The organism is Comamonas sp. MYb21, assembly GCF_037479395.1.
In the GTDB taxonomy this organism is placed as follows: domain Bacteria; phylum Pseudomonadota; class Gammaproteobacteria; order Burkholderiales; family Burkholderiaceae_C; genus Comamonas.
In genome coordinates, this window is the sequence record NZ_JBBGZC010000010.1 from 239,508 (window position 1) to 264,915 (window position 25,408).

Annotated in this window: 25 protein-coding genes and 1 other RNA gene; 22 read left to right on the plus strand and 4 right to left on the minus strand. The window is 62.0% G+C overall.

Annotation, left to right across the window (positions count from 1 at the left end; all coding sequences use genetic code 11):
• Positions 1 to 364 precede the first annotated feature (364 nt).
• The 17 genes from WH367_RS16540 to WH367_RS16620 all read left to right on the plus strand — a co-directional run bounded on the left by WH367_RS16540 (position 365) and on the right by WH367_RS16620 (position 13,943).
• Positions 365 to 655, plus strand: a complete 291-nt coding sequence (locus WH367_RS16540; protein ID WP_339536940.1) for a hypothetical protein — start codon at positions 365 to 367, stop codon at positions 653 to 655.
• On the plus strand, positions 652 to 1,011 hold the full coding sequence (locus tag WH367_RS16545; RefSeq protein ID WP_021028825.1) for a hypothetical protein: 360 nt from the start codon (positions 652 to 654) through the stop codon (positions 1,009 to 1,011). The genes WH367_RS16540 and WH367_RS16545 overlap by 4 nt, the downstream gene beginning before the upstream one ends.
• A 115-nt stretch (positions 1,012 to 1,126) precedes the next feature.
• Positions 1,127 to 2,128 (plus strand): recombinase RecT, encoded by a 1,002-nt coding sequence (locus WH367_RS16550; RefSeq protein ID WP_339536941.1) that lies wholly within the window; start codon positions 1,127 to 1,129, stop codon positions 2,126 to 2,128.
• On the plus strand, positions 2,129 to 4,039 hold the full coding sequence (locus tag WH367_RS16555; RefSeq protein WP_339536942.1) for a YqaJ viral recombinase family protein: 1,911 nt from the start codon (positions 2,129 to 2,131) through the stop codon (positions 4,037 to 4,039). It begins immediately after the preceding gene.
• 47 nt (positions 4,040 to 4,086) lie between these two features.
• Positions 4,087 to 4,392: an HU family DNA-binding protein gene (locus tag WH367_RS16560; protein WP_339536977.1), complete on the plus strand. Its 306-nt coding sequence runs from the start codon at positions 4,087 to 4,089 to the stop codon at positions 4,390 to 4,392.
• A gap of 184 nt (positions 4,393 to 4,576) precedes the next feature.
• Positions 4,577 to 4,978: a hypothetical protein gene (locus WH367_RS16565; protein WP_339536943.1), complete on the plus strand. Its 402-nt coding sequence runs from the start codon at positions 4,577 to 4,579 to the stop codon at positions 4,976 to 4,978.
• On the plus strand, positions 4,975 to 5,145 hold the full coding sequence (locus WH367_RS16570; protein WP_339536944.1) for a hypothetical protein: 171 nt from the start codon (positions 4,975 to 4,977) through the stop codon (positions 5,143 to 5,145). Before WH367_RS16565 ends, WH367_RS16570 begins: the two co-directional genes overlap by 4 nt.
• Positions 5,146 to 5,160: 15 nt before the next feature.
• Positions 5,161 to 5,595 carry a 3'-5' exonuclease gene (locus WH367_RS16575; RefSeq protein WP_339536945.1) on the plus strand — a complete coding sequence of 145 codons (435 nt, stop codon included), beginning with the start codon at positions 5,161 to 5,163 and terminating at the stop codon, positions 5,593 to 5,595.
• A 25-nt stretch (positions 5,596 to 5,620) separates the two neighbouring features.
• Positions 5,621 to 6,304, plus strand: coding sequence for a hypothetical protein (locus WH367_RS16580; protein ID WP_339536946.1), 684 nt, complete (start codon positions 5,621 to 5,623; stop codon positions 6,302 to 6,304).
• A 104-nt stretch (positions 6,305 to 6,408) separates the two neighbouring features.
• Positions 6,409 to 8,946, plus strand: a complete 2,538-nt coding sequence (locus WH367_RS16585) for a DNA methyltransferase (protein ID WP_339536947.1) — start codon at positions 6,409 to 6,411, stop codon at positions 8,944 to 8,946.
• Between the two features lie 75 nt (positions 8,947 to 9,021).
• On the plus strand, positions 9,022 to 9,972 hold the full coding sequence (locus WH367_RS16590) for a hypothetical protein (protein ID WP_339536948.1): 951 nt from the start codon (positions 9,022 to 9,024) through the stop codon (positions 9,970 to 9,972).
• 227 nt (positions 9,973 to 10,199) lie between these two features.
• On the plus strand, positions 10,200 to 10,454 hold the full coding sequence (locus WH367_RS16595; RefSeq protein WP_339536949.1) for a hypothetical protein: 255 nt from the start codon (positions 10,200 to 10,202) through the stop codon (positions 10,452 to 10,454).
• Between the two features lie 419 nt (positions 10,455 to 10,873).
• Complete coding sequence (locus WH367_RS16600) at positions 10,874 to 11,587, plus strand: hypothetical protein (protein ID WP_339536950.1); 714 nt, start codon at positions 10,874 to 10,876, stop codon at positions 11,585 to 11,587.
• On the plus strand, positions 11,584 to 11,931 hold the full coding sequence (locus tag WH367_RS16605) for a hypothetical protein (protein ID WP_339536951.1): 348 nt from the start codon (positions 11,584 to 11,586) through the stop codon (positions 11,929 to 11,931). The genes WH367_RS16600 and WH367_RS16605 overlap by 4 nt, the downstream gene beginning before the upstream one ends.
• A complete protein-coding gene (locus tag WH367_RS16610) occupies positions 11,924 to 12,430 on the plus strand; it encodes a hypothetical protein (RefSeq protein ID WP_339536952.1) in 507 nt (168 codons plus the stop codon). The genes WH367_RS16605 and WH367_RS16610 overlap by 8 nt, the downstream gene beginning before the upstream one ends.
• Before the next feature lie 122 nt (positions 12,431 to 12,552).
• Complete coding sequence (locus WH367_RS16615; protein WP_339536953.1) at positions 12,553 to 12,804, plus strand: excisionase; 252 nt, start codon at positions 12,553 to 12,555, stop codon at positions 12,802 to 12,804.
• Positions 12,765 to 13,943 carry an Arm DNA-binding domain-containing protein gene (locus WH367_RS16620; protein WP_339536954.1) on the plus strand — a complete coding sequence of 393 codons (1,179 nt, stop codon included), beginning with the start codon at positions 12,765 to 12,767 and terminating at the stop codon, positions 13,941 to 13,943. The genes WH367_RS16615 and WH367_RS16620 overlap by 40 nt, the downstream gene beginning before the upstream one ends.
• Positions 13,944 to 14,055: 112 nt before the next feature.
• Here WH367_RS16620 and ssrA read toward each other — a convergent pair.
• The 4 genes from ssrA to ompA all read right to left on the minus strand — a co-directional run bounded on the left by ssrA (position 14,056) and on the right by ompA (position 16,562).
• Positions 14,056 to 14,433, minus strand: a transfer-messenger RNA (tmRNA) gene (gene ssrA, locus WH367_RS16625).
• Positions 14,434 to 14,445: 12 nt separating this feature from the next.
• Positions 14,446 to 15,111, minus strand: coding sequence for an HAD-IA family hydrolase (locus tag WH367_RS16630; protein WP_021027342.1), 666 nt, complete (start codon positions 15,109 to 15,111; stop codon positions 14,446 to 14,448).
• Complete coding sequence (gene ubiG, locus WH367_RS16635) at positions 15,111 to 15,821, minus strand: bifunctional 2-polyprenyl-6-hydroxyphenol methylase/3-demethylubiquinol 3-O-methyltransferase UbiG (protein WP_027011002.1); 711 nt, start codon at positions 15,819 to 15,821, stop codon at positions 15,111 to 15,113. Before ubiG ends, WH367_RS16630 begins: the two co-directional genes overlap by 1 nt.
• 84 nt (positions 15,822 to 15,905) lie before the next feature.
• On the minus strand, positions 15,906 to 16,562 hold the full coding sequence (gene ompA, locus WH367_RS16640) for an outer membrane protein OmpA (protein ID WP_021027340.1): 657 nt from the start codon (positions 16,560 to 16,562) through the stop codon (positions 15,906 to 15,908).
• Between the two features lie 227 nt (positions 16,563 to 16,789).
• Here ompA and gyrA point away from each other — a divergent pair, with 227 nt between their 5' ends.
• The 5 genes from gyrA (at position 16,790) to WH367_RS16665 (ending at position 25,222) form a co-directional block, all read left to right on the plus strand.
• On the plus strand, positions 16,790 to 19,666 hold the full coding sequence (gyrA, locus tag WH367_RS16645; RefSeq protein ID WP_339536955.1) for a DNA gyrase subunit A: 2,877 nt from the start codon (positions 16,790 to 16,792) through the stop codon (positions 19,664 to 19,666).
• 103 nt (positions 19,667 to 19,769) lie between these two features.
• Positions 19,770 to 20,873 carry a 3-phosphoserine/phosphohydroxythreonine transaminase gene (serC, locus tag WH367_RS16650; protein ID WP_339536956.1) on the plus strand — a complete coding sequence of 368 codons (1,104 nt, stop codon included), beginning with the start codon at positions 19,770 to 19,772 and terminating at the stop codon, positions 20,871 to 20,873.
• 98 nt (positions 20,874 to 20,971) lie between these two features.
• On the plus strand, positions 20,972 to 22,072 hold the full coding sequence (gene pheA / locus WH367_RS16655; RefSeq protein ID WP_021027337.1) for a prephenate dehydratase: 1,101 nt from the start codon (positions 20,972 to 20,974) through the stop codon (positions 22,070 to 22,072).
• A gap of 22 nt (positions 22,073 to 22,094) precedes the next feature.
• On the plus strand, positions 22,095 to 22,988 hold the full coding sequence (locus tag WH367_RS16660; protein WP_043340473.1) for a prephenate dehydrogenase: 894 nt from the start codon (positions 22,095 to 22,097) through the stop codon (positions 22,986 to 22,988).
• Between the two features lie 146 nt (positions 22,989 to 23,134).
• Complete coding sequence (locus WH367_RS16665) at positions 23,135 to 25,222, plus strand: bifunctional 3-phosphoshikimate 1-carboxyvinyltransferase/cytidylate kinase (RefSeq protein WP_339536957.1); 2,088 nt, start codon at positions 23,135 to 23,137, stop codon at positions 25,220 to 25,222.
• Positions 25,223 to 25,408 lie beyond the last annotated feature (186 nt).

Below are 25,408 nucleotides of genomic sequence, written 5' to 3' on the forward strand. Positions count from 1 at the left end.
ATCCAAGCCATAAAGGTAGGTAGGTGGCCGCAGACCGCTCTACGTCACAGGATGGCGTGAAGTCGAAACACCTTGCAGGAGTAGCGCCCTGCCCGCTCAAATGATGGTGAATGCGCCGAAGAGGCGTGGCACGTCGTAGTTGAACCGGCGCCGGCTGGTACTAGGCCGATACCTTCGGGCTTTGCGGCTGCCATGAAAAATCCCGTGCGGCCCTGACCACCATCAACCCACCCTCCCCGCCCGATACCCCTCGGGCGTTTGAGCCACCCTCACCGGTGGCTCTTTTTTATTCCCCTGAGCGCTGCCCTCCAGTCGGCGCCTTCGCCCGCCACCCAGCGGGCTTTTTTATTCCAAGGAGAAGCCCATGAACGACTTGTCCATTCACCGCGCGCTGGCTCGCGGCCAGCGCCGCTGGGACGGCATGGAGCCGGACGACGACGATCCGCCTGTGCCGATGTCGGTGCACATGGAGCTGGTCGACAAGTTTTTTAAGTCAGAAGAACAGAAGGCCCGCCTGCTTGAAGAAGCCCGCGACCTGGCCGAAACCGCCAACCGCACCCGCTGCTGTATGGGCGACAGGATGCTGCGGCTCTGCGACGAGATAGAGGGCATTACCCCGGACCCAGAGGTATCACAAGAGGAGCCAGAGGCATGAAGCGCATCCCCTTCCCCGCTGATGTCAGCGACACCACACGGCGCTACCCGCGCACTCTGGAGCAGGCCTTTGGCCCGTACCAGCGGCAGTCAGTGATTGTGCCCATGGGCCCGGCTGTAAGCGGCCAGGCCTCAGCGTCGCTTTCCGCCTTGGTCGTCTGCATCGCCGCAGCAGCGCTGGCCCTGCTGAGCGGCTGCACTGGCGCAGATGCTGGTGAGCAGCCCCAGCCCAAGCACCTGGTCGCCAAGCAGGAGCAGCGCCGAGCCGTCGCAGCGGCACAGCTTTGCGGCCCAGGCCAATCGGCCGTCTGGCACGACAGCACTGAAATGCAATGCATGCGCGAGGTGAACCCTTGAGAACCATTCTTCACGCCTTCCTCTGGAGCGCCATCACGGCGCTTTCTTTTTCTGCAGCTGCCGTGCTTTCGACATCGGCCCGCTTTTTCTGATCCCGCTCACCACCACCAAAACCATGACCACTTCACAAACCAACAACCAGCTGGCACCGCGCCAAAACACGCAGGTCGACCTGTCGCCCCAAACCTTCGAGCAGGCGCTGACCTTTGCGCAGTACCTGTCAGACAGCAACATGGTGCCCAAGGACTTCCAGGGCAAGCCAGCGAACTGCCTGATCGCCATGCAATGGGGCACTGAGCTCGGGATGAAGCCGCTGCAGGCCATCCAGAACATTGCGGTGATCAACGGCCGCCCGGCTCTCTGGGGTGACGCTGTCATCGCCCTGGTGCTCGCCAGCCCGGTCTGCGACTACGTCACAGAAGAAGATGACGGCACCACCGCCACCTGCCGTGTTCGGCGCAAGGGCGGTGAAGAGCAGATCCGATCCTTCAGCACAGAAGATGCTCGCATGGCCGGCCTGGCTGGCAAGCAAGGCCCCTGGACGCAGTACCCCAAGCGCATGCGCCAACTGCGCGCACGCGCATTCGCGCTGCGCGATGTCTTCCCTGATGTGCTGCGCGGCATGGCCGTAGCCGAGGAGCTGCAGGACATGGAGACTGCTGGCAAGCCACCGGTCAACAAGCACATGGGCCAGGCCGAAGAGGTCAAGCAGGACTATCCGCAGGCCGACTTCGACGCCAAGCTCACCGAATGGAAGAAACAGCTGGACAAGGGCGTACCTGCCGAGCGGCTGATCCAGTTCGTGCATTCCAAGAACGCCAGCTACACCCTCACGGAATCGCAGCAAAAAACCTTGGTCGATTACAAGCCGGTGGCTCCTGCTGCCAAGCCAACAGCGCAGAAGGAGGAGATCACCGACGTGCAGCCCAAGAGCACGCCGGCCGCCGACGCTCCGGCACTGAGCCCTGAAAAGCTGCAAGCCGATATGGCAGCCGCCAACGACTTGGAAAAGCTCTACGAGCTGGGCAGCCTGATGGATGCCATCCCCGACGAAGCGCAACGCCTGCGCCTGAACGAAGTTTTCGATGCTCGCGTGGCCGAGCTGGAAGGTCAATAAATGGAAGTCGTGAATCTCACACAAGGCACGCCGGCATGGCATGCGCACCGGGCCGCCCACTTCAATGCCAGCGACGCGCCGGCGATGATGGGCTGCAGCAGCTACACCTCGCGCTCGGAGTTGATTCAGCGCCTGGCCACCGGCATCGTGCCGGAGGTGGATGCGGCCACACAGCGCCGCTTTGACGCTGGGCACCAGTTTGAAGATTTGGCCCGGCCTGCTGCTGAGCTGATCGTCGGCGAGGAACTGGCACCCCTGGTGGGCACCAATGGTAAGTACAGCGCGAGCTTTGACGGGCTGACCCTGATGGGCGAGACGGCGTGGGAGCACAAGAGCTTGAACGATCGGCTGCGCGACGCAATGACGCCAAGTGCCACGGGTGCCGATCTGCCGCTGGAGTACCAAGTGCAGATGGAGCACCAGGCCATGGTCGCCGAAACCGTGGAGCGCACGCTGTTCCTGGCCAGCAAGTGGGTGGTGAACAGAAGCACCGGCGAATGGGTGTGCGAAGAGCAGCGCAGCTGCTGGTATACGCCGAACCCTGAACTGCGCGCCAAGATCGTTGCCGGGTGGGCACAGCTGGAACAAGAGGTTGTCGCGTACCAACCGGAGGCCGAAGCACCCAAGCCCGCGCCTGAGGCCAAGCTGCGCGACGCCCTGCCGGCGCTGCGCCTGGATGCGAAGGGTGAGATCACCACCAGCAATCTGGATGAATTCAAGGCCGGCGCGCTGGCACGCATCAACAGCATCAACACGGTGCTGGAGACCGACCAGCAGTTTGCTGAGGCCGACGACGATGCCAAGTGGTTGCGAGGTGTTGCTGACGCCATGAAGCAAGCTGGCAAGCGAGTGCGCGCCAACATGCAGAGCGTGGACGAAGCGCTGACGGTGCTCGAGCAGCTGGACAAGATTGCCACGAGCAAGGCGCTCGATCTGGAAAAGCGCGTGAAGTCCGAAAAGGATGCGCGCAAGCAGACGCTGGTGCTGCAGGCCCAGCAGGATCTGGACAGCCATACCGCTGCGCTCAACCAGCGCTTGGGCACCAACTGGCTGCCGCGCCTGGCCGGCGGATTCGCCGAAGTGATCAAAGGCCTGAAATCGCTCGACAGCATGCGCGACAAGGTGGCGGTGGCGCTGACCAATGCCAAGGTGGACGCGAACGCGCTGGCCGACCGGTTTCATGCGAACCGTGATCACCTGGAACATGAAGACGGCAGCTGGATGACCCTCTTTCCAGACTTCGCCACCGTCGGCGCCAAGGCTCCCGAAGACTTCCAGGCGTTGGCCGCCATGCGGATTGGCCAGCACCAGGCTGCGGAAGCCAAGAAGCTAGAGGCCGAGCGCGAGCGCATCCGAGCAGAGGAAGAAGCCAAGGCCAAACGCGAGGCCGACGCCCGAGCAGCTCAAGAGGCGGCCGAGCGCGACCGGCAGCTCGAAGCCGATCGTGCCCGCATCCGGGCCGAAGAGCAGGCAAAGGCCCAAGCCGATGCAGCAGAAGAGCGCAAGCGCATTCAGGATCAAGCCCAGAGCGCCAAGGCTGAGATCACTCAGGCAGCACAGACCGGGGCGCTGGGCGAGCCTGTGGCCAATGATCTTGCCCGCCTGGCCACCAGCAACGCTGTGGAGGCAGTGGCCGGGATCGACGCCAAGCAGGTGATCAATGCAGCCCAAACCAGCGCGGCAGCCCAGGCGGATGAAAGCGTGATCAGCATCGGCAAGATCAACACCACCTTGAAGGCCGGCGGCATCGATGTGCTGGTAAACGCCGGCACGCTCGAAAGCCTGGGCATCAGCTACCGCAAGGAGCGCGGCTCTGTCCTGATGCCTGAATCCAGCTTCCCACGCCTGTGCCTGGCCTTGGCGATGCGCTTGCAGAAGATGGCCGACGAATACACGCATCAAACCGTGTGACCACGCCGGTACCAGTGCCGGCCCCTCCCCGCGCAGCCCACAACAGGCTGCGCTTTTTTCATCCCGACAAGGAAATCACCGTGAACAAGTCCGAACTGATCGAACACATCGCCGACAACGCCAAGCTCACCAAAGCAGAAGCCGGCCGCGCCCTCCACGCCGTGACAGCGGCCATCACCGACACGCTGCGCAGCGGCCACTCGCTGCAGATCATGGGTTTTGGCACCTTCGAGGTGGTGCGCCGCGCCGGCCGCCCAGGCCGTAACCCTCGCACGGGCGAATCGGTGCGCATCAAAGAATCCAAGGCCCCCAAGTTCCGCCCTGGCAAGGAGTTGAAGGCGGCGGTGAACTGAAATGCCTCAAGGAAGCCACCGACCAGGCTCAGGCTTTCGCAAAAAACCTCCTATCTACACCCTTCAGCACGGGATAGAGGTCATAGGCGAATACCCGCCTCGGGGCCAGAACCGGTACTGGCGGGTGCGCATCAGGCCGCACCCATTCTTTCCGGGGGTGCCAGTCATCTCAGGCGGCTGTTATGTGCGTCGCAGTCGAGTTGTTCTGGCTTCAAAGCTGGGGCGCCCGCTCACGCCTGCGGAGCATGCGCACCACGACGATGAAGATCGGGACAACGACTCCATCTCGAACATCAAGGTACTCACACCTGCTGAACACAACCGGCTGCACAAAACAGGAACTCGTCACAGGCCAGACAGCCGCGCCAAGACTAGCACCTCCCTGAAGCGCTCATACGCAACGGGCGCTAAAAAGCCGACCGCCATCCTTGGTAGTCAGCAATGGTGCGCCAAATTGACCGAGAAGGAAGCCAGCACGATCAAGCACAGCAAAGAAGGGACGACTGCGCTATCAAACCGGTACGGCGTCAGCCGCACTGTCATCAAACAAATCCGCAATGGAAAAATCTGGAAGCACGTAACATGAACCTCATACTGGCCTACGATTCAGAGACCCAGGGTCTCCCCAAATGGGATCTCTCCTCAGACCACCCCGACCAACCGCACATCGTGCAACTGGGGGCGCTGCTGGTCGACCTTGACACCCGGGCCACCATCGCCAGCATGGACGTGATCATCCGCCCCGATGGCTAGACCATTCCTGACGAGGTGGCCCAGGTGCACGGCATCACCACCGAGCGTGCGCTCGCCGTCGGCATCCCTGAGCGCACAGCGCTCGAGATGTTCATGACCTTGTGGGATGGCCGCCTGCTGCTGGGCCACAACGAGAGCTTCGATCGCCGCATCTTGCGCATCGCCCAGCACCGCTTCCCCGCCAGCGTCTGCGATGACCAGCGCGACAACTGGAAGGCCGCCAACAGCCACTGCACGCAACTGCTGTCCACACCGATCCTGCAGCTGCCGCCCACGGAGAAGATGAAGGCCGCGCGCCGCTTCCACCACAAGAGCGCCAACCTGCGCGAGGCCTACGAGCACTTCATGGGCAAGCCGCTGGTGGACGCGCACAGCGCCATGGCCGACTGCCGGGCAGCGCTCGATGTGTTCTTCGCCATCCAGGATCTGAAGGCAGCTCAGGCTGCTTGAAGCTTCACAACTCCAAAGGAGCACCATGCCCTTCCAACTTACAGAGCCCACCAAGGTCACGATCGTCAATGCCAACCCCCGCCGCGAGCTGCACGGCGAAGAAAAGGTCCGCGCGATCGACATTGCGTTCGTGATCACCGGGTCGAACGACTTGCTGGACCTGCTTGAACCAGGTCTGCGTGAACACCACTTCTGCAACAAGGCCGCCCAGGCCGGCCAGGTGGAGCTGCCGGATATCGCGATCCCCCTGCCGAACATCCGCCACCCCCAGTTGCCACTGGCCTACCACTACGCGAAGGGCCAAAAATGGCGCGGCTATCGCTTCATCTGGGACTGGGGCACCGAAGGCGAGCACGTCGACTTCACCGATGCCGTGCTGTGCGGCCTGCAGTATGAACTGGTCGAAGGCGGGAGCGTGACCATCAAGGGCACCATCCAGTACAACGGCGACGAGCTGCAGGACAACGACACCTTCGGCGAGCTTTCAGGCCTGGCCGCCGAGGGCGAAATCTACATCAAGCTTCTGGCACCGGCCGAAGTCATGCTGGCCAAGAAGGGCTACCGCGCCGGCAAGCCTGACACGCCATCGTCTGGCAGCGACAGCGACGATAGTGGCCAGCAGGATCTGGACGGGCTCGATTCCAATGGCGAAGGATTGACACCGGAGAAGGCTTTCGCCAACTCCCTGGAGGATGACTCACCGATCTGATCACTATCCCCATCGGAGCATGAGCACAGGGCCTGATGGGCCTTGTCCTGATTTTCCTTTGAAACCCTTGCCTGCCATGAGCAGGCATTTTTGTTTGGGAACCTATGACAGACCCCTACCAACAGTTTCTTCACGACAAAGTGACGTTGCCGGAGCAACTGGGCTTCCCCTGTGAACCCCATGAAGTAAATCCCCTGCTCAAGCCACACCAGGTGGCTATGGTCTGCTGGGCCGTGGAAGGCGGCCGCCGCGCGCTGTTTGCCGCCTTTGGGTTAGGTAAGAGCGTCATGCAGTTGGAGATCGTGCGAATCACTCGCGCCAAAGCTGGCGGGATGGCGCTGCTGGTGATCCCTCTGGGCGTGCGTCAGGAGTTTTTCCGCGATGCCGCCATGTTGGGTATCAAGGTGAAGTTCGTGCGCAGCATCGATGAATGCGACGATCCAGAAGGGATCTACCTCACCAATTACGAGACGGTGCGGGATGGCAAGTTGAACCCCACACTCTTTACCGTGACCAGCCTGGATGAGGCATCCTGCCTGCGCGGCTTCGGCGGCACAAAGACCTTCCGGGAATTCATGGCCCTGTTTGCTGGTGACCGCAAGACGATGGACCGACGCGAGCGCTCCGCGGGTGTGGCCTACCGTTTCGTGGCCACGGCCACGCCCAGCCCCAACGAGTTCATCGAACTGCTGGCCTACTCTGCATTCCTGGGGATCATGGATGTTGGCCAAGCCAAAACCCGATTCTTCAAGCGCAATAGCGAGAAGGCTGACCAGTTGACGATCCACCCCCATAAAGAGCGCGAGTTCTGGCTGTGGTGCGCTTCCTGGGGCCTGTTCGTGCAGCGCCCGAGCGATCTGGGCTTCAGCGATGTAGGTTACGAGCTGCCGCCGTTGGATGTGCGCTGGCACGAAATCGCCGCCGACCACGATCTTGCTGGGCACGAAGTCTATGGCCAGGCCCGGATGTTCAAGGCCGAGGCGCTGGGCATCATCGAGGCCTCGCGCGAGAAACGCGAAAGCCTGCAGGCGCGCATTAACAAGATGATGGAGATCCGTGCTGAAGACCCTGACGCCCACCGCATCCTCTGGCATGACCTGGAGGCCGAGCGGTACGCAATCGAGCGGGCTGTTCCAACGGCTGTCAGCGTCTACGGGAACCAGGATCTGGACGAGCGCGAAGACGCCATTGTCGATTTCAGCGATGGCAAATTCCAGGAGCTGGCAGCCAAACCCGTGATCGCGGGCAGCGGCTGCAACTTCCAGCGGCACTGCGCCTGGGCGATCTTCCTGGGGATCGGCTTCAAATTCAACGATTTCATACAGGCCGTTCACCGGCTACAGCGCTTCCTGCAGACGAAGCCGGTCCGCGTTGACCTTATCTATACCGAGGCCGAGCGCCAGATCCGCCGGGATATGGAACGCAAGTGGGCCCAGCACAACGAAATGATGGCAAAAATGACAGAAATCATTCAGGAATTCGGCCTGTCTCAGGCTGGCATGGCCGCATCCCTTACCCGAAGAATGGGTGTGGAACGGGTCGAAGTCAGCGGCGAACGCTTCACCTGCGTAAACAATGACTGCGTGTTCGAGACCTCCGCCATGGCCGAGAACAGTGTTGGCCTGGTGCTGACCAGCATCCCGTTCAGCACACAGTACGAATACTCGCCCAACTATGCCGACTTCGGGCACACCGATAACAACGCGCACTTCTTCCGCCAGATGGACTTCCTGGTACCGGAACTGCTACGTGTACTGCAGCCTGGCCGGATCGCAGCCATCCACGTCAAGGACCGGATCGTGCCCAGCAGTGTCGGAGAACATGCTTTCCAGACGGTGTATCCCTTCCATATGGACACCATCGAATGCTTTCGGCGCCACGGCTTTGGCTACATGGGCATGAAAACCATCGTCACAGACGTGGTGCGCGAGAACAACCAGACCTACCGCCTGGGCTGGACCGAGCAGTGCAAGGACGGTACCAAGATGGGTGTGGGCATGCCGGAATACCTGCTGATCTTCCGCAAGCCCCCCAGCAGCACCGAGAAGACCTACGCTGATGTGCCGGTGGTCAAGACCAAGGATCGCTACACCCGAGCCCGCTGGCAGGCTGACGCCCACGGCTTTGCGCGCAGCTCGGGTGACCGGCTGCTGCAGCCAGAGCATCTGGCCGGCATGCCAAGCGATGCCATCTTTCAGATGTTCAAAAAGCACAGCTTGGAAGAGGTCTACAACTACGAGCACCACGTCCGCATCGCCCAGTACCTGGAAGACGCCGGCCAGCTGCCAGTGACATTCATGCTGCTGCAGCCCCAGAGCTGGAGCGATGAAGTCTGGAGCGATGTGACCCGCATGCTCACATTGAACGGCGCCCAATCTGCCAAAGGCAAGGAAATGCACCTGTGCCCCATGCAGTTCGATATCGCTGATCGAGCGATCGTGCAGTGGAGCAATCCTGGCGATGAGGTCTATGACCCATTCGGCGGGCTGATGACTGTTCCCTACCGCGCGCTGAAGTTGGGCCGGCGTGCCCGAGGCTGCGAGCTTTCGCCGCAGTATTTCTTGGATGGGGTCAGCTACTGCCAAGCGATGGAGCGCGAAATCAGCATGCCATCGCTCTTTGACACGCTCGAAGCTGTCTAGCCCTCCACCATCGCCCCCAGTGGGCCCCTATTCACAGCCCGCCCTGAGCGGGCATTTCCATTTCTGGAGCCCAACATGGCTGAAAACAACTCTTCCGCTCCCGTCAAGACTGCCGGCGAGCCGTTTGTCGCCCTTGGCGAATGCATCGCAGATCAGATCTGCCTGAGCGTGGCAGAACTCCCAGATAGAGACAGCCCGGCCGACTGGCCGCAGGCAATGCTGGTCACAAGCGATGAACTGCGCAACATCGTTCTCAACGCCATCAGCTACGCGGCCCAAGCAGTGGCAGCACAGGCAGCGCCCGCAGCAGTGGCTGTGCCAGAGTGCGAGCGCTGCGGCCTCTCGCCGGCAGAGCACGACCTGATGCACTGGTGCGACAACCAGAGCTTTAGGCACGAAGACGGCACGGTACAGATGGGCGCCGCCCCGGCCCTTCCAGCTACCGAGGATTCCTCGGCAGGTGACCTGGCAGTGGTGCAGTCAGACGCAAACGACCCCATCAAAGAAGTGATGGAATTGGTCAGGTCGGCAATGGACGCGGCAATGTGGGCTGGAGAGCTAATTTTAGATACGGAGGGACATTTCGATGCTAAGTTTGAATTGGCTAAACGCCGGAAAAGCTCCATCGAAACCAAGCTGCGCGCCCTGCTTCCTGGTTCCGCCACCCTGGCAGAGGTGCAGGCCAAGCCGGTGGCGTGGCGATGGGTATTGCCCAGCGGGGAACCCGTGGGAACGCATTGCTTCCCCATGCCAGGGCCAAGCGAAGGCGCTGTGAGGCTAGCTGCTGCCGCTTACCCTCCATGCACTGTGCAGTACCTACACGACCACACAGCACCCCAGGCCCAGCCCGCTGATGCGCTGTTGCTGGACTACCTGCAGACCACCGGATCAACTGTAGAAATTATTCCAGGACCCACGGGGTGGAATTTCAGGGTTGGCGGGCTGCACACCACAATTCGCTCCAACTTGCGCAGCTCCATCGACGCCGCCATGGCTGCAGCCCAGGAAGGCGGCAACCATGCTTAAGAGACTCTGGGCGCGACTAACTGGTGGCCGCATTGTATGGCTGATGGATTTTGACGGTGAGCAAACGCGCTCGATTGCACGACCACAAGGTTTTGGGAGATTGGTAGCAAGAAGAATGCTATTTGCCTCGAAGGCTGTACTTCTTGAGGGTGGAACGGTCGCACACCCATCGTACGTAAAGCGATGGGAATATGAGAAGCCCACCCAGCAGAGGGAGGGCCAGCCCAATGCCTGACATCTGGCTGCTCGTGTTCATCTCCAGAGGGCTGATCGGTGCCGCTGGCGACGCCATGCCGCTGGAGCAGTGCGAGGCTCGGGCCCGCGACCTGGACCCTGACCTCTCCCATGTGGTGTGCATCAACACCCACGACCCATCTTGCCGGATCTACCGGGACCGATCTACCAACCTCGCCCAGTGGCAGCAGGAGCTTGAACAGCGCTGCCGGAAGCGGGTCAAGCAACAGAAGGACAGCAACCAATGAGCACGCTCCCGAATCATGTTGCGCGCTGCAACGGACACATCGCCACCTGGTCAACAGGCTTTGGCACGGCATCTGCGGGCAAGGTCGATTGCGTCCGATGCTTGCGCCGAACCGAGCCCCGGAAAGCACCCGTCATGGAGCCGCCCACTTTTGTTAGCGGCAATTGTCCAATGCGCATTGGCGCCGAGGCCGCCCAGCGCGCCCAACAGAGGGAGGGCCAGCCCAATGCCTGATCTGCACGATCTGAATGACCTTGAAGACACACCCACGGCCCAGTGTGAATGGTGCAGCGGTTCCGGCTGGCTAGGCGGCCCCTCTTACTACAACCCAGGTGAAGGCGGCGAAGAATGCCGCCACTGCCAGGGAGACGGCTGGGTGTACCTGCCGCCCGCCCAGGCCCAACCACAGAAGGACAGCAAATGAAAGAAACCGGCTTGATGTTCAAGGCACCGCTGGTGCGCGCCATCCTGAGCGGCCAGAAGACGCAGACGCGGCGGATTTGCAAGCCTGCAGTAGCCCACAACCTAAGCCAGGTTGTCGAAGTGCCAGACCCACAAGAGCGCGGACAGGTTTACAACGGCAGCACTTTTGGCGACGAAGAAGGTGACATCCTGTTCTCGTCACCATTCGGTGGACTGGGTGACCGCATCTATGTGCGCGAGACATGGGCTTACGGAGTGCATGCGCTGGCCGCTTCTCGCGATGAAGACGGCCCTTTCGTCTATGCGGCAGAAGGAACCACACAAGGCCGTCTATGTGAGCGCTGGAGGCCCAGCATCCACATGCCCAAGCACGCCGCGCGCATCTGGCTTGAAATTACCGGCGTGCGCGTTGAGCGGCTGCAGGCCATCAGTGAGGACGACGCCGAGGCCGAAGGCTGTGAGCGACTTGAAACTGAACGCGATGAGCGTGACTACAAGCTTTGTCCAAAGTGTGGCGGCACTCGGTTGCACAACGCCATAGGAGGCAATGGTGGCGTGATCTTTGATGTGGATTGCCAGGCGTGCGACACCTATGCCAAGCGCTTTCGCCACCTCTGGGACTCGACTGGTGGCGACTGGGCCGCGAACCCGTGGGTGTGGGTCATCGACTTCAAGCGCATCGACCAGCCCGCCCCCAAGGAAGCACCATGACCGACAAGACAGAAGCACAGCCCGAAGCGCTGCGGCTGGCCGCCCGCCTGGACTGCGATGCAACAGATGCAGACATGGGCCGCAAGCCCATTGCATGTACCCGTCGAAAGGCCGCCGCCGAACTGCGCCGCCTGCACGCCGAGATACAGCAGCTCAAGGACCAGCTATCAGCGCGGAAGGCTGCGCCTCTGACGGATGATCAGATTGCACGGGCTGCTGTAAATGCAGGGATGAAGCCGATATATGACAAGCCCAAAAAACCTATGGTGAATGCACTGGGCACCAGTGTCCCGTTCACATGGCTTAAGGCTTTCGCACACGGAATAGGAGCCACCAATGGATAAAGCCACCACCAAGCGCTCTCAACGACAGCCAACCCACAGCCGCGCATTGAAAAACGGCATCTACCGCAAGGCCTCTCCCATCGAGGCCTTGATGGTGCGCCAGAGCATTCAGGCCGATGTGGTCAACCTGGGCCTGCACTGCATGATGACCGACCACGGCAGCGAGCAGCCCGAGATGCTGGCCAGCCTTTCCTATCTGATCGGGATCGGCGCAGAGATTGCGCGAGCCATTCCGGTGGCCGGCAACAACAGGCCCGGCCTGCACCAGGCGCTGGCCGCCGTGGTCGACATGGCCGTAGACGGGCACCGCTGGGATTCAAGCTGGGGAGCACAGCTCTCGCATGCTGTCGAAATCAGCATTGACCTCCTCTGCAGTTATCGAAACCTGGGCCGCCGCTTTGAGCCGGGCGCCCGCCTGCTCTCGCACGAGGTCAAGGCCGGCACCGTTGGCACTGATGCGATCAAGCCACTGGATCTTCCAAGCGAGGCCCTTCAATGAACCGATCCATATCGATGAGCAAACGAGCACGCGACCGTGGCGATAAACGCGACCGCTGGCGAGAGCCACAAGAACCAACCCAACCCCGCCAGTGAGCGGGGTTCTTCATTCAGGTGATATGTATGAAAGAACTTACCCCTTCTGATATGAGCACCAACGACAATGCCGCCGCTGCGAGTGGCCCCGAATGGGTCCTTGCGAGCAAGTACGAGGAAATGACAGGCGTCACCCGCGAAACCGTCAAACAACGCAAGAAGAACGGTACATGGAAGATCGGCCAGCAGGTCGCAGTCGTTTCCCGCCGTCTCTACGTCAACATCAAGGCAGCAGACCAATGGATAAAAGACCAAAACTCGACACGCCGTCCGGCGTAAAAATCCGCGAATTCGTTACCGGGGATCGCATCCAGATCGCCTTCAGCTATGAAGGCAAGGAGTGCCGGGAGCTATTGCCAGCCGGCCCCATCAACAAGTCCAGCATTCAGCGAGCGGCCGTTCTGCGCGATGACATCAGAGCAAAGATCAAGGCCGGAGAATTCGACTATGCCGAATTCTTCCCGGAGAGCCCGCGCGCCGGCGTGAGCAAAAAGAAGGCTGGGCTGATGCGAGCCTTGCTGCAGAACCAACTGGAGATCTATGAGCGCCAGGTGCAAAACGGACAGCTCTCACCCTCCACTTACAACGGCTACGCCAAGATCATCAACGGCGATCGCATGAAACGCTGGCACGAGCTGCATGCATCCGAAGTGACTCCAAGCATGTTGCGCGACTGGATCAGCGAAATGGACTGCACATCGAAGGCGATCCGGAACACGCTCACGCCTCTGCACAGTGTTTTCGAGGATGCGCTGAATGACGAGTTGATCGACTTCAACCCCCTCGATCGCATTGCACTGACCAAGCTGATCAGACAAACGTCCCGGGCCAGCGACTACGTGGTCCAGCCTTTCACCCAAGCTGAGCGCCAGGCGTTGCTGCAGGCCTGCCGCAGTGATGAATGGCCCACCATCCAGTGGTGGCTAAATACCGGCCTGCGCCCAGGTGAGCTGCAAGCCCAGGAGTGGACGCATATAGACCTGGCCAAGCGGATTGGCAAGGTTGTGCAGAACCAGGTGGCAGGCGTCATCAAAACGCCCAAGACGGCGGCCGGTATCCGGGACATTGACCTCAACGAAGATGCACTTGCCGCTCTGCGTGCGCAGCAGCTCATCAGCAAAGGCAGTCCACGGATCTGGTTGAATCCCCGGAGCATGAAGCCATGGGAAACCGATGCCCAGATCCGGAAGACCATGTGGCTGCCTCTGATGGAGCGGGCTGGCATCCCATATCGCAACCCTTACCAGCTGCGTCACACTTTCGCGTCCACGCTATTGACTGCGGGCGCCAATCCTTGGTACGTGGCTCAACAGCTCGGTCACGAAGATGTCGAAATGGTCTTCAGGACCTACGGCAAATTTATCCGGGAAGATTATCAAAAGCCCAGGGCAGAACTGCGGCTGGTCGATAAAGCCTGATCGGTGCGAAACGCGTGCGAAATCGGTGCGAATTGCTGGACACCGGCAGACACTTCAAGGCAAGAAAAAACCGCCACATACTGAGGTTGTCAGTGTGTGGCGGTGTCTTGTATGGTGGAGCTGGCGGGAATTGAACCCGCGTCCGTCAGCCTTCGTCGAGCAGATCTACATGTTTAGTGTTCTGGTTTGAATCTCGCCTGCAAAGCCGCGCAGACACACGCTGCATTGCAAGCCAGTACCCTTAGATCTTGCCATCTACCAAGGTACCCGGTAGACGGCCAGCTGATGTAAATTCCCTTGCAGCCGGGAGGTATTGCTACCCCCTTGCCCAGCCCATCAACATACTGTTGCAAGGCTCACCGGATTTAAGCGGCGAGTGCGAAACGTTCGTCGTTTGCAGTTAGTTTTTTGAACGGAGATTTACGAGCGTCATTCAAGCTCGACATGCACCACACCGATCCCGAACCCACGTCGAAACCAGGACAGCCCCATAGCATCTATTTTAGGCCAGATTCAGCCGTTTCAAGAGCTCGTGTGGAGAATTGATGACATCATCGGCCTCCCAATGCGCGACCGACTGCTTTTCGCCCAGGTAGCCGTAGACAGCGGCGACGGTGTGCATGCCGGCGGCCTTGCCCGCGATGATGTCGCGCTCGTCGTCACCCACATAGACGCAGTCCTGCGGATCGACGCCAATGCGGCGTGCTGCTTCAAAGAGCGGCTCGGGATGGGGCTTGGCATGCGGTGTGGTGTCGCCACTCACGACGGCGCCGGCACTGGCGAACAAGGCCATCTGGCGCGACAGCGGCTCGGTAAAGCGCTTGGACTTGTTGGTCACCACGCCCCAGTGCAGCTGGCGCGCCACAATGCTGGCCAGCATGTCGGACACACCATCGAACACCGTGGTGTCCTGCGTCATGCGGCGCTCATAATTCTGGAAGAACTCCTCGCGCATCGTGGGGAACTCGGCATCCTCGGGCTGCATGCCAAAGGCCACGCGCAGCATACCGCGCGCGCCCGATCCGGCATACGGCCGGTAATCGGCCATCGGCAAGGATGGCATGCCTCTTGCCACCCGCATCTGGTCTGCAGCGGCGCCCAGATCCGGGGCGCTGTCAATCAGGGTTCCGTCCAGGTCGAACAGAATGGCGCGTATCGATCTTTGCATCAGCCGGGCTTTCGGGTTGCAATCATGTAGTTGACGCTGGTGTCTTCATTGAGCCAGTAGCGCTGCGTCAAGGGATTGAACTGCAGGCCCTTGCTGTGCGCATGCACCAGGCCGGCGCTGCGGCAGTAGTGGGCCAGCTCCGAGGGACGGATGAACTTGGCAAACTCATGCGTGCCCTTGGGCAGCATCTGCAAGATGTATTCCGCACCTACAATCGCCAGCGCAAAGGCCTTGGCATTGCGGTTGATGGTCGAGAAAAACACCCAGCCGCCGGGCTTGACCAGGTCATGGCAGGCCTGGACCACCGATGCGGGGTCGGGCACGTGCTCGAGCATCTCCATGCAGGTGACGGTATCAAAGCTCTCGGGCTGCAGCTGTGCCAGCGTCTCGACGGCGATTTCCTGGTAGGTGATACTGGGGGTTTGCGCCTCCAGCGCATGGAGCTGGGCCACGCGCAGCGCCTTGGTGGCCAGGTCGATGCCGGTCACGGTGGCGCCCTTGCGCGCCATCGAGTCGCTCAAAATGCCGCCGCCGCAGCCCACATCCAGCACCTTCTGGCCATTCAAGGGACTGAAGGCATTGATCCACTCCAATCGCAGTGGATTGATCTGGTGCAAGGGTTTGAAGTCACTGTCCGGATCCCACCAGTGCATGGCGAGCTCGGAAAACTTGGCCAATTCGGCCGGATCGGCATTCACAGTCTGGTTCATGGCCTGATTGTCCACCATCTGCAGGCGCATTCAGGCATAAAAAAAGCCCCACGAATGGGGCTTTTTTGCGCAGGGGCAGAAGAATTACTTCTGGGTGCCCACCACTTCGATTTCCACGCGACGGTTCTTGGCGCGGCCAGCTGCAGTCTTGTTGTCTGCCACTGGTTGCTTTTCGCCCTTGCCTTCGGTGTACACGCGGCTCTTGTCGATGCCCTTGGACACCAGGTAAGCCTTCACAGCTTCAGCGCGACGCACGGACAGCTTTTGGTTGTAAGCATCGGAGCCGATGGAGTCGGTGTGACCCACAGCGATGATCACTTCCAGGTTGATGTTCTTCACCTTGGAAGCCACATCGTCCAGCTTAGCCTTGCCTTCTGGCTTCAGCACCGACTTGTCGAAGTCGAAGAATGCGTCAGCAGCGTAGGTGACCTTTTGGGTCTGGGCAACTGGAGGAGCCACTGGAGCTGGTGCAGGAGCAGCTGGGGTAGCAGCAGGTGCTGGTGCGGGTGCTTCAGCAGCCTTCACCAGGGCACCGTCGCAGCCTTCAGCAGCGGTAGCAGGGGTCCAGTTAGCATCGCGCCAGCACAGTTCGTTGGTACCGTTCTTCCAGACCAACTCACCGCTGCCGTTTTGCCAGTTGTCAACTACTTTGCCGCCATCAGCAGCCTTAATTTGTGCTCCAGCGGCGGTTGCAAGCGCTGCAGAGGCAAACAACATCGCCACTTTGTTCAGTTTCTTCATGGTTCTCCTCTTGGGGAAAAAGCCGCAGCCGCGCTGCGAATCAAGACGTCGTCAGTGACCATCACCAAAAACGTTCTTACTTATTGTGCCATAGGCGTACCGGATCGCCATAGTTATCTGTAGCGCCAACGGTAAGACAAAAGCGCATTGGGCCTAGAATGTTGCCCACATGCAACATCAGCTTGCGCCTAAAATGCCTCTTGTACTTCGCCACCTATGCCCGCACTATGACCCAGTTTGCTAAAGAAACATTGCCGATCAGCCTGGAAGAGGAAATGCGCCGCAGCTACCTCGATTACGCGATGAGCGTGATCGTTGGCCGCGCTCTCCCAGATGCCCGTGACGGCATGAAACCGGTGCACCGCCGGGTTCTGTATGCGATGCATGAGCTGAACAACGATTGGAACCGCCCTTATAAGAAGAGCGCGCGTATTGTGGGTGACGTGATTGGTAAGTACCACCCGCACGGTGACAGCGCCGTCTACGACACCATCGTGCGCATGGCCCAGGATTTTTCACTGCGCCATATGCTGGTCGATGGCCAGGGTAACTTCGGCTCGGTGGACGGCGACAGTGCTGCGGCCATGCGGTATACCGAAATCCGCCTGTCCAAGATCGCCCACGAAATGCTGGCCGATATCGACAAGGAAACCGTGGACTTCGGCCCCAACTATGACGGCTCGGAAAGCGAGCCGCTGGTGCTGCCCGCGCGTGTGCCCAATCTGCTGATCAATGGATCGGCCGGTATTGCGGTGGGTATGGCCACCAATATTCCTCCGCACAACTTGAATGAAGTGGTGGATGCCTGCCTGCACCTGCTGCACCATCCCGAGGCATCGGTCGATGACCTGATGGAGATCGTGCCCGCGCCCGACTTCCCCACCGCCGGCATCATCTACGGCATCAATGGCGTCAAAGAAGGCTACCGCACCGGCCGTGGCAAGATCGTGATGCGCGCCAAGGTGCACTTTGAAGATATCGACAAGGGCCAGCGCCAGTCGATCATCGTCGACGAGCTCCCCTACCAGGTCAACAAGAAGACCTTGCAGGAGCGCATGGCCGAGCTGGTGCATGAGAAGAAGATCGAAGGCATCAGCCACATCCAGGACGAGTCGGACAAGTCCGGCATGCGCCTGGTGATCGAGCTCAAGCGCGGCGAAGTGCCCGAGGTGGTGCTCAACAACCTGTACAAGCAGACCCAGCTGCAGGACACCTTCGGCATGAACATGGTGGCGCTGGTCAATGGCCAGCCCAAGCTGTGTAACCTGAAGGACCTGATCAAGGTCTTCCTGGAGCACCGCCGTGAAGTGGTGACGCGCCGCACCGTGTATGAGCTGCGCAAGGCACGCGATCGCGGCCATGTGCTCGAAGGCCTGGCTGTGGCGCTGGCCAATATCGATGACTTCATCGCCATCATCCGCAATGCGCCCACGCCCCCGGTGGCCAAGGCCGAGCTGATGACCAAGAGCTGGGACAGCAAGCTGGTGCGCGAGATGCTCACCCGCACGCGTACCGATGGGGGCGTCATCAATGCCGACGACTACCGCCCCGAAGGCCTGGAAGTGGAATTCGGCATGCAGCAGGACGGCCTCTACCGCCTGTCCGAGACGCAGGCGCAGGAAATCCTGCAGATGCGTCTGCAGCGCCTGACCGGTCTGGAGCAGGACAAGATCGTTGCCGAGTACAAGGACATCATGGCGGTCATCGAAGACCTGCTGGACATCCTGGCCAAGCCCGAGCGTGTCTCGACCATCATCGGCGAAGAGCTGGTGGCCCTCAAGACCGAGTTCGGCCAGACCAAGCTGGGCGCACGCCGCAGCCTGGTCGAGTACAGCGCGCAAGACCTGTCCACCGAAGACCTGATCACCCCGACCGACATGGTGGTGACCCTGTCGCACACCGGCTATATCAAGAGCCAGCCGCTGAGCGAGTACCGCTCGCAAAAGCGCGGCGGGCGCGGCAAGCAGGCGACAGCTACCAAGGAAGACGACTGGATCGACCAGCTCTTTATCGCCAACACGCACGACTACTTGCTGTGCTTCTCCAACCGGGGCCGCCTGTACTGGCTCAAGGTCTGGGAAGTGCCTGCCGGCTCGCGCGGCTCGCGCGGCCGCCCCATCGTCAACATGTTCCCGCTGCAGGACGACGAGAAGATCAACGTGGTGTTGCCGCTGACCGGTGAATACCGCAGCTTCCCGGCCGATCACTATGTGTTCATGGCCACCCGCATGGGCACCGTCAAGAAGACCTCGCTGGACGAGTTCAGCAACCCGCGCAAGGCCGGCATCATCGCCGTGGGCCTGGACGATGGCGACGTGCTGATTGGCGCGGCGCTGACCGAAGGCCGCCACGATGTGATGCTGTTCAGCGATGGCGGCAAGGCCGTGCGCTTTGATGAAAACGATGTGCGCCCCATGGGCCGCAATGCGCGCGGCGTGCGCGGCATGAACATCGACGACAGCCAGAACCTGATCGCGATGCTGGTGGCCGAGCAGCACCCGGCCGAAGTCGAAGCCCGCAAGGCCAAGGACGCGCTGGACAACCTGCAGATCCGCGACAAGGAATTGCAGGACGCCCAGGCACCAGCGGCTGACATTGACGCGGTGCGCAAGCAGATCGACGAGGCCCGCGCTGCGCTGGATGCGGCCGACCTGGCAGCCATTGCTGCACTGGGCGAGCTGCCACGCGAGACCTTGCACAGCGTGCTGACTGCCACCGAAAACGGCTACGGCAAGCGCACCTCGATCGTCGAGTACACCCGCCACGGCCGTGGCACCAAGGGCATGATCGCGATCCAGCAGTCGGAACGCAACGGCAAGGTCGTGGCCGCCACCCTGGTGAGCCCGGATGACCAGATCATGCTGATCACCGACACCGGCGTGCTGGTGCGCACCCGGGTGGCCGAGATCCGCGAGATGGGCCGCGCCACACAGGGCGTGACCCTGATCAGCCTGGATGCAGGCGCCAAGCTGAGCGGGCTGCAGCGCATTGTCGAGAACGATGCGCAGGCGGACGAGAACGCCGAGGCCGACGGTGCCGATGGCGCCGATAACGCCCAGGGGGCGGACGGCAACGACGCCGCAAGCCCGGCAGACGGCTCCTAAGCCCGCACAGAAAAAGCCATGTTGCGACATGGCTTTTTCCTGCCCTTTATGCTCCTTTTTCCATAGCTATCACCGCTCGCTGTGCGAGCCAACAAGGCCTTCCATGCAACGCCCCTATAACTTCTCGGCCGGTCCGGCCGCCATCCCTGAAGACGTGCTGCAGCAAGCAGCCAGCGAGATGCTGGACTGGCGCGGCAGCGGCATGAGCGTGATGGAGATGAGCCACCGCGGCAAGGAGTTCATCTCGATCTGCGAGAAGGCCGAAGCCGATTTCCGCCAGCTGCTGGCCGTGCCGCAGAACTTCCACATCCTGTTCATGCAAGGCGGTGGCCTGGCGGAAAACGCCATCGTGCCGCTGAACCTGTCGCAAGGCGGCGCAGTCGATTTTGTCGTCACCGGCAGCTGGAGCCAAAAGTCGACCAAGGAAGCGGCCAAGTTCTGCAACGCTGCCGTGGCTGCGACCGACGAAGCCCAGGGCTTTACCCATATCCCCGACCCCGCCAGCTGGAAGCTGCGTGCCGATGCGCGCTATGTGCACATCTGCAGCAACGAGACCATCAATGGCGTGGAGTTCCAGCAGCTGCCCGACCTGGCCAGCCTGGGCTGCCAGGCGCCGCTGGTGATCGATTTCTCGTCGCATGTGGCGTCGCGCAAGGTGGACTGGAGCCGCGTGGGCCTGGCCTTTGGCGGCGCGCAAAAGAACCTGGGCCCCGCCGGCCTGACCCTGGTCGTCGTGCGCGAGGACCTGCTCGGCCACGCGATGGCCATGTGCCCCAGTGCCTTCAACTACCGCCTGGTGGCCGACAACCAGTCGATGTACAACACGCCTCCCACCTGGGGCATCTACATCGCCGGCCTGACCTTTGAGTGGATCTTGCGCCAGCAAGAAGGTGCGGCCAGCGGCGTTGCCGCGCTGGAAGCGCGCAACAGCGCCAAGGCCGAGCTGCTCTACCAGGCCATCGATGGCTCGCAGCTCTACGAGAACCGCGTGGCGCGCGACTGCCGCTCGCGCATGAATGTGCCCTTCTTCCTCAAGGATGAGTCGCGCAACCAGGCATTTCTGGATGGCGCCAAGGCGCGCGGGCTGCTGCAGCTCAAGGGCCACACATCGGTCGGCGGCATGCGCGCCAGCATCTACAACGCCATGCCACTGGCAGGCGTGCAGGCGCTGGTGGACTATATGCAAAGTTTTGAAAATCAGGGCTGATCAGCAACGCCCCGGTTTTGCCCGGGAAACACTCTTACGTTATTCTTACTGGCTGGCAGCCTCCCCGGGAGCTGCCCGCATCGCACACCCAGGCCACCATGAGCACTTCACCCCAAGCGTCCCCCGAACTCGCCGCACTGCGTGTCCAGATTGACAATCTCGACACGCAGCTGCTGACCTTGCTGAACCAGCGCGCCCTGGTTGCCGAACGGGTGGGCGAGCTGAAAAAGCGCGAAGGCACGCCCTTCTTCCGCCCAGACCGGGTCGCCCAGGTCATCCAGAAGATTGAAAACGCCAACCCTGGCCCCTTGAAGGCCGCCCATGTCTCGGCCATCTGGCGCGAGATCATGTCCGCCTGCCTGGCGCTGGAATCGCCCCAGCGCGTGGCCATCCTGGGCCCGGCCGGCACCTTCTGCGAAGAAGCGGCCATCCAGTACTTTGGCGGCGCTGCCGACATCAAGTACTGCAACAGTTTTGAAGAGGTCTTCCATTCCACCGCTGCGGGCAGCGCCCAGTTTGGCGTCGTCGGCGTGGAGAACTCGAACGAAGGCGTGGTCACGCGCTCGCTGGACATGTTCCTGCACACGCCCTGCCATGTCGTGGGCGAGGTGAGCCTGCTGATCCGCCACAACCTGATGCGCACGACCAACTCGCTCGAAGGCATCGAGGTCGTGGCCGCGCACCCCCAGGCGCTGGCGCAGTGCCAGGGCTGGCTGTCCAAGCACCTGCCCCATGCCGAGCGCCGCCCGGTCGAGAGCAATGCCGAAGGCGCGCGCCTGGCGGCCCTGCACCCGAACATGGCCGGCATCGCCGGCGAGCGTGCGGCCCAGCAGTACGGCCTGCACATCATCAGCCATGCCATCCAGGATGACGCCTACAACCGCACGCGCTTTGCGATCATCTGCCTGCCCCACACGCTGGCCACGCCCGAGCCCAGTGGCAAGGACTGCACCAGCCTGGTCGTCTCGGTACCCAACCGGCCCGGTGCCGTGCATGAGCTGCTGATGCCGCTGAGCAAGCATGGCGTGTCGATGACGCGCTTCGAATCCCGCCCGGCCCGCACCGGCCAGTGGGAATACTATTTCTATATTGACCTGGACGGCCACCCGTCGCAGCCCCATGTGGCCAAGGCCCTGGATGAGCTGCGCGCGCTGTGTGCGTTCTACAAGGTGCTCGGCGCCTACCCTGTCGGGAGTTGAATCGGTGAAAAAGTTTGAACATATGGCGCTGATCGGCTGCGGGCTGATGGGCGGCTCATTTGCCCTTGCAGCCAAACGGGCGGGGCTGGTCAAACGCATTGTCGGCTACAGCAAGTCGCCATCCACCACCAGCCGCGCGCGCCAGATGGGTGTCATCGACGAAGAAGCCAGCTCGGCCCTGCAGGCCGTCTCGGGCGCCGATCTGGTGCTGCTGGCTATCCCGGTCGCCTCGACCGAGTCGACCCTGGCCAACATCAAGCACCTGATCAACCCCGACACCCTGGTGATGGATGTGGGCTCGACCAAGATGGATGTGGTGGCTGCCGCGCGCCGCGCGCTGCGCGACCGCTTTGGCTGCTTTGTGCCGGCCCACCCGATCACCGGCAAGGAAGTCTTTGGTGTGGACCACGCCGACGTCAACCTCTACCGCGATGCCCAGGTGGTGCTCACCCCGACTGAGCTGACCAAGGTCGCCCAGCTGCGCCAAGCCGAGGCCATCTGGAAGGCCATTGGCACCCATGTGACCAGCATGGCGCCCGAGCAGCACGATGCCGCATTGGCCGCCAGCAGCCACGCGCCGCACCTGGTGGCCATGGCCTATATGAACTCGCTGCTGTCGCAAGACGGCGCACACCGCATGCTGTCGCTCGCCGGCCCCGGCTTTCGCGATTTCACCCGCATTGCCGCGGCCGAGCCGCAGATGTGGCGCGATATCTTCCTGGCCAACCGCAGCGAGATCCTCAAGCAGATCCAGTCGCTGCAGCACATGCTGGGCAGCTACGAGGCCGCGTTGCTGAGCGACGACCAGCCCGCGCTCGAGCAGCTGCTGCGCGAGGCCAGCGGCACCCGCGCGCAGTGGAAGCAGGGCAAGCTCTACACGCCAGAGTCGCTGTCCAAGCACAAAACCACCGCTTGATCGGCGCAGCACCAGCACTGGCCCAGCCGGTGGACCGATAATAGCCAGTGGCGCTACCTGATAACGGGCAGCGCCACCTTCGTTTGCGACCACCGCGCCGCCTGCGCAGCAGGCCTGGCGCAACCACCCCACAGCAGAGCCCCGCCATGTTCTCCACTGCATTTCTCGATATCCCCGCCTTGCAAAGCGCCCATGGTGAAGTGCAGCTGCCCGGCTCCAAGAGCATCTCCAACCGCGTGCTGCTGCTGGCCGCGCTGAGCGCGGGCACCACCACCATCCATGACCTGCTCGACTCCGACGACACCCAGGTGATGCTGCGCGCGCTCGAGCAACTGGGCTGCGCCGTGGTGCGCAGCACCGACCCGGCCCACCTCAACAGCTACCACATCACCGGCATTGCCGGCCAGTTGGCGCCCGCGCTGGCCGCCCGCAGCACCGCGCTGTTCCTGGGCAATGCCGGCACGGCCATGCGGCCGCTGACCGCTGCGCTGGCTTTGCTCGGCGGCCACTTCGAGATGAGCGGTGTGCCGCGCATGCACGAACGCCCCATCGGTGACCTGGTCGATGCGCTGCGCCAGCTGGGCTGCCAGATCGACTACCTGGGCAACGAGGGCTTTCCGCCACTGCGCATCCAGCCCGTGACGGCCGCGCAGCTGCAGCTGAACACGCCCATCACCGTGCGCGGCGATGTCTCCAGCCAGTTCCTGACCGCCCTGCTGATGGCCCTGCCCTTGGTCGCCACGCGCCAGGACATCGTGATCGAAGTCGCCGGCGAGCTGATCTCCAAGCCCTACATCCACATCACCTTGGAACTGCTCAAACGCTTTGGCATTGCCATCAAGAACGAGCAGTGGCAACGCTTTACCGTGCTGGCCGGCAGCCGCTACCAGTCGCCGCACGAGATCCATGTCGAGGCCGATGCCTCGTCGGCCAGCTACTTCATCGCGCTGGGCGCCATTGCCGCCAGCAAGGGCAGCCGGCCCAATGCGCAGGGCGGCACCTCCAGCGTGGACCGGGTCGTCAAGGTCGTGGGCGTGGGCGCGCAGTCGATCCAGGGCGATATCCGCTTTGTCGATGCCGCACGCGCGATGGGTGCGGCCATCACCAGCGGCCCCAACTGGCTGGAGATCCGCCGGGGCGCCTGGCCGCTGCAGGCCATCGACATGGACTGCAACCACATCCCCGACGCAGCGATGACCCTGGCCGCGATGGCGCTGTACGCCAATGGCACGACCACCTTGCGCAATATCGCCAGCTGGCGCGTCAAGGAAACCGACCGGCTGACCGCGATGGCCATCGAGCTGCGCAAGCTCGGCGCAGTCGTGGTGGAAGGCGCGGACTACCTGACCATCACCCCGCCCGCCAACCGCGAGGCCTGGAAGCCCGCCAGCATCCACACCTATGACGACCACCGCGTAGCGATGTGCTTCTCGCTGGCCGCCTTCAACCCCGCCGGCCTGCCGGTGCGCATTGAAGACCCCAAGTGCGTGGCCAAGACCTTCCCCGGCTACTTCGAGGCCATGTTCTCGGCCGTGCGCGCCGTGCCCGGCTCGATTCCGGTGATCTGCATTGATGGGCCCACCGCCTCGGGCAAGGGCACCGTGGCCTCGGCCGTGGCCGAGCAGCTGGGCTACCACCTGCTTGACTCGGGCGCGCTCTACCGCATCACCGGCCTGGCCGCCACCCGCGCCGGCATCCCGATCGATGCCGAGCATGCCAGCCAGATTGCCGCGCTGATTGCGCAGATGGACATCCAGTTTGGCGCGGACCATGGCGTGCGGCTTGACGGCGAGGACATCAGCCTGGCCATCCGCAGCGAAGAAGCGGGCATGAACGCCTCCCTGGTCTCGGCGCTGCCCGCCGTGCGCCAGGCGCTGGTGCAGGCCCAGCATGATTTTCGCCAGCTGCCCGGCCTGGTCGCTGACGGCCGCGACATGGGCACGGTGATTTTCCCGCTCGCCCCTTTGAAGGTCTATCTGACGGCCAGCGCCGCCAAGCGCGCCGAGCGCCGCCATAAACAGTTGATTGAAAAAGGAATACCGGCTACAATAGCCGACCTTCGTGCTGACCTTGAGGCGCGGGACGCGCGCGACATGAACCGCGCCACCGCCCCCTTGCATGCAGCGCAGGATGCATTCTTGCTGGACAACTCCGAGATGAGCGTGGACAACGCGGTCGCTCAGGTGCTGTCCTGGTGGGAAAAGCGACAGCCGTTTGGCAAAGAACAGGCCTGAGGCGCCCAGCGCGCCCCTTCTCCTGCCTTTGGCGGCGGTGTTACCCGCCCCTGCAACCTTCTACTGGTGGATCTAACCGCCATGGGTTGCCGGGTTGTTTAACTTTGAACCCCGTGGTGTCACAACCACACAACCTGCACGGCCAGCCATAAAAACGTCAGCAATAGTGCTGCCGGAAACCTGCCC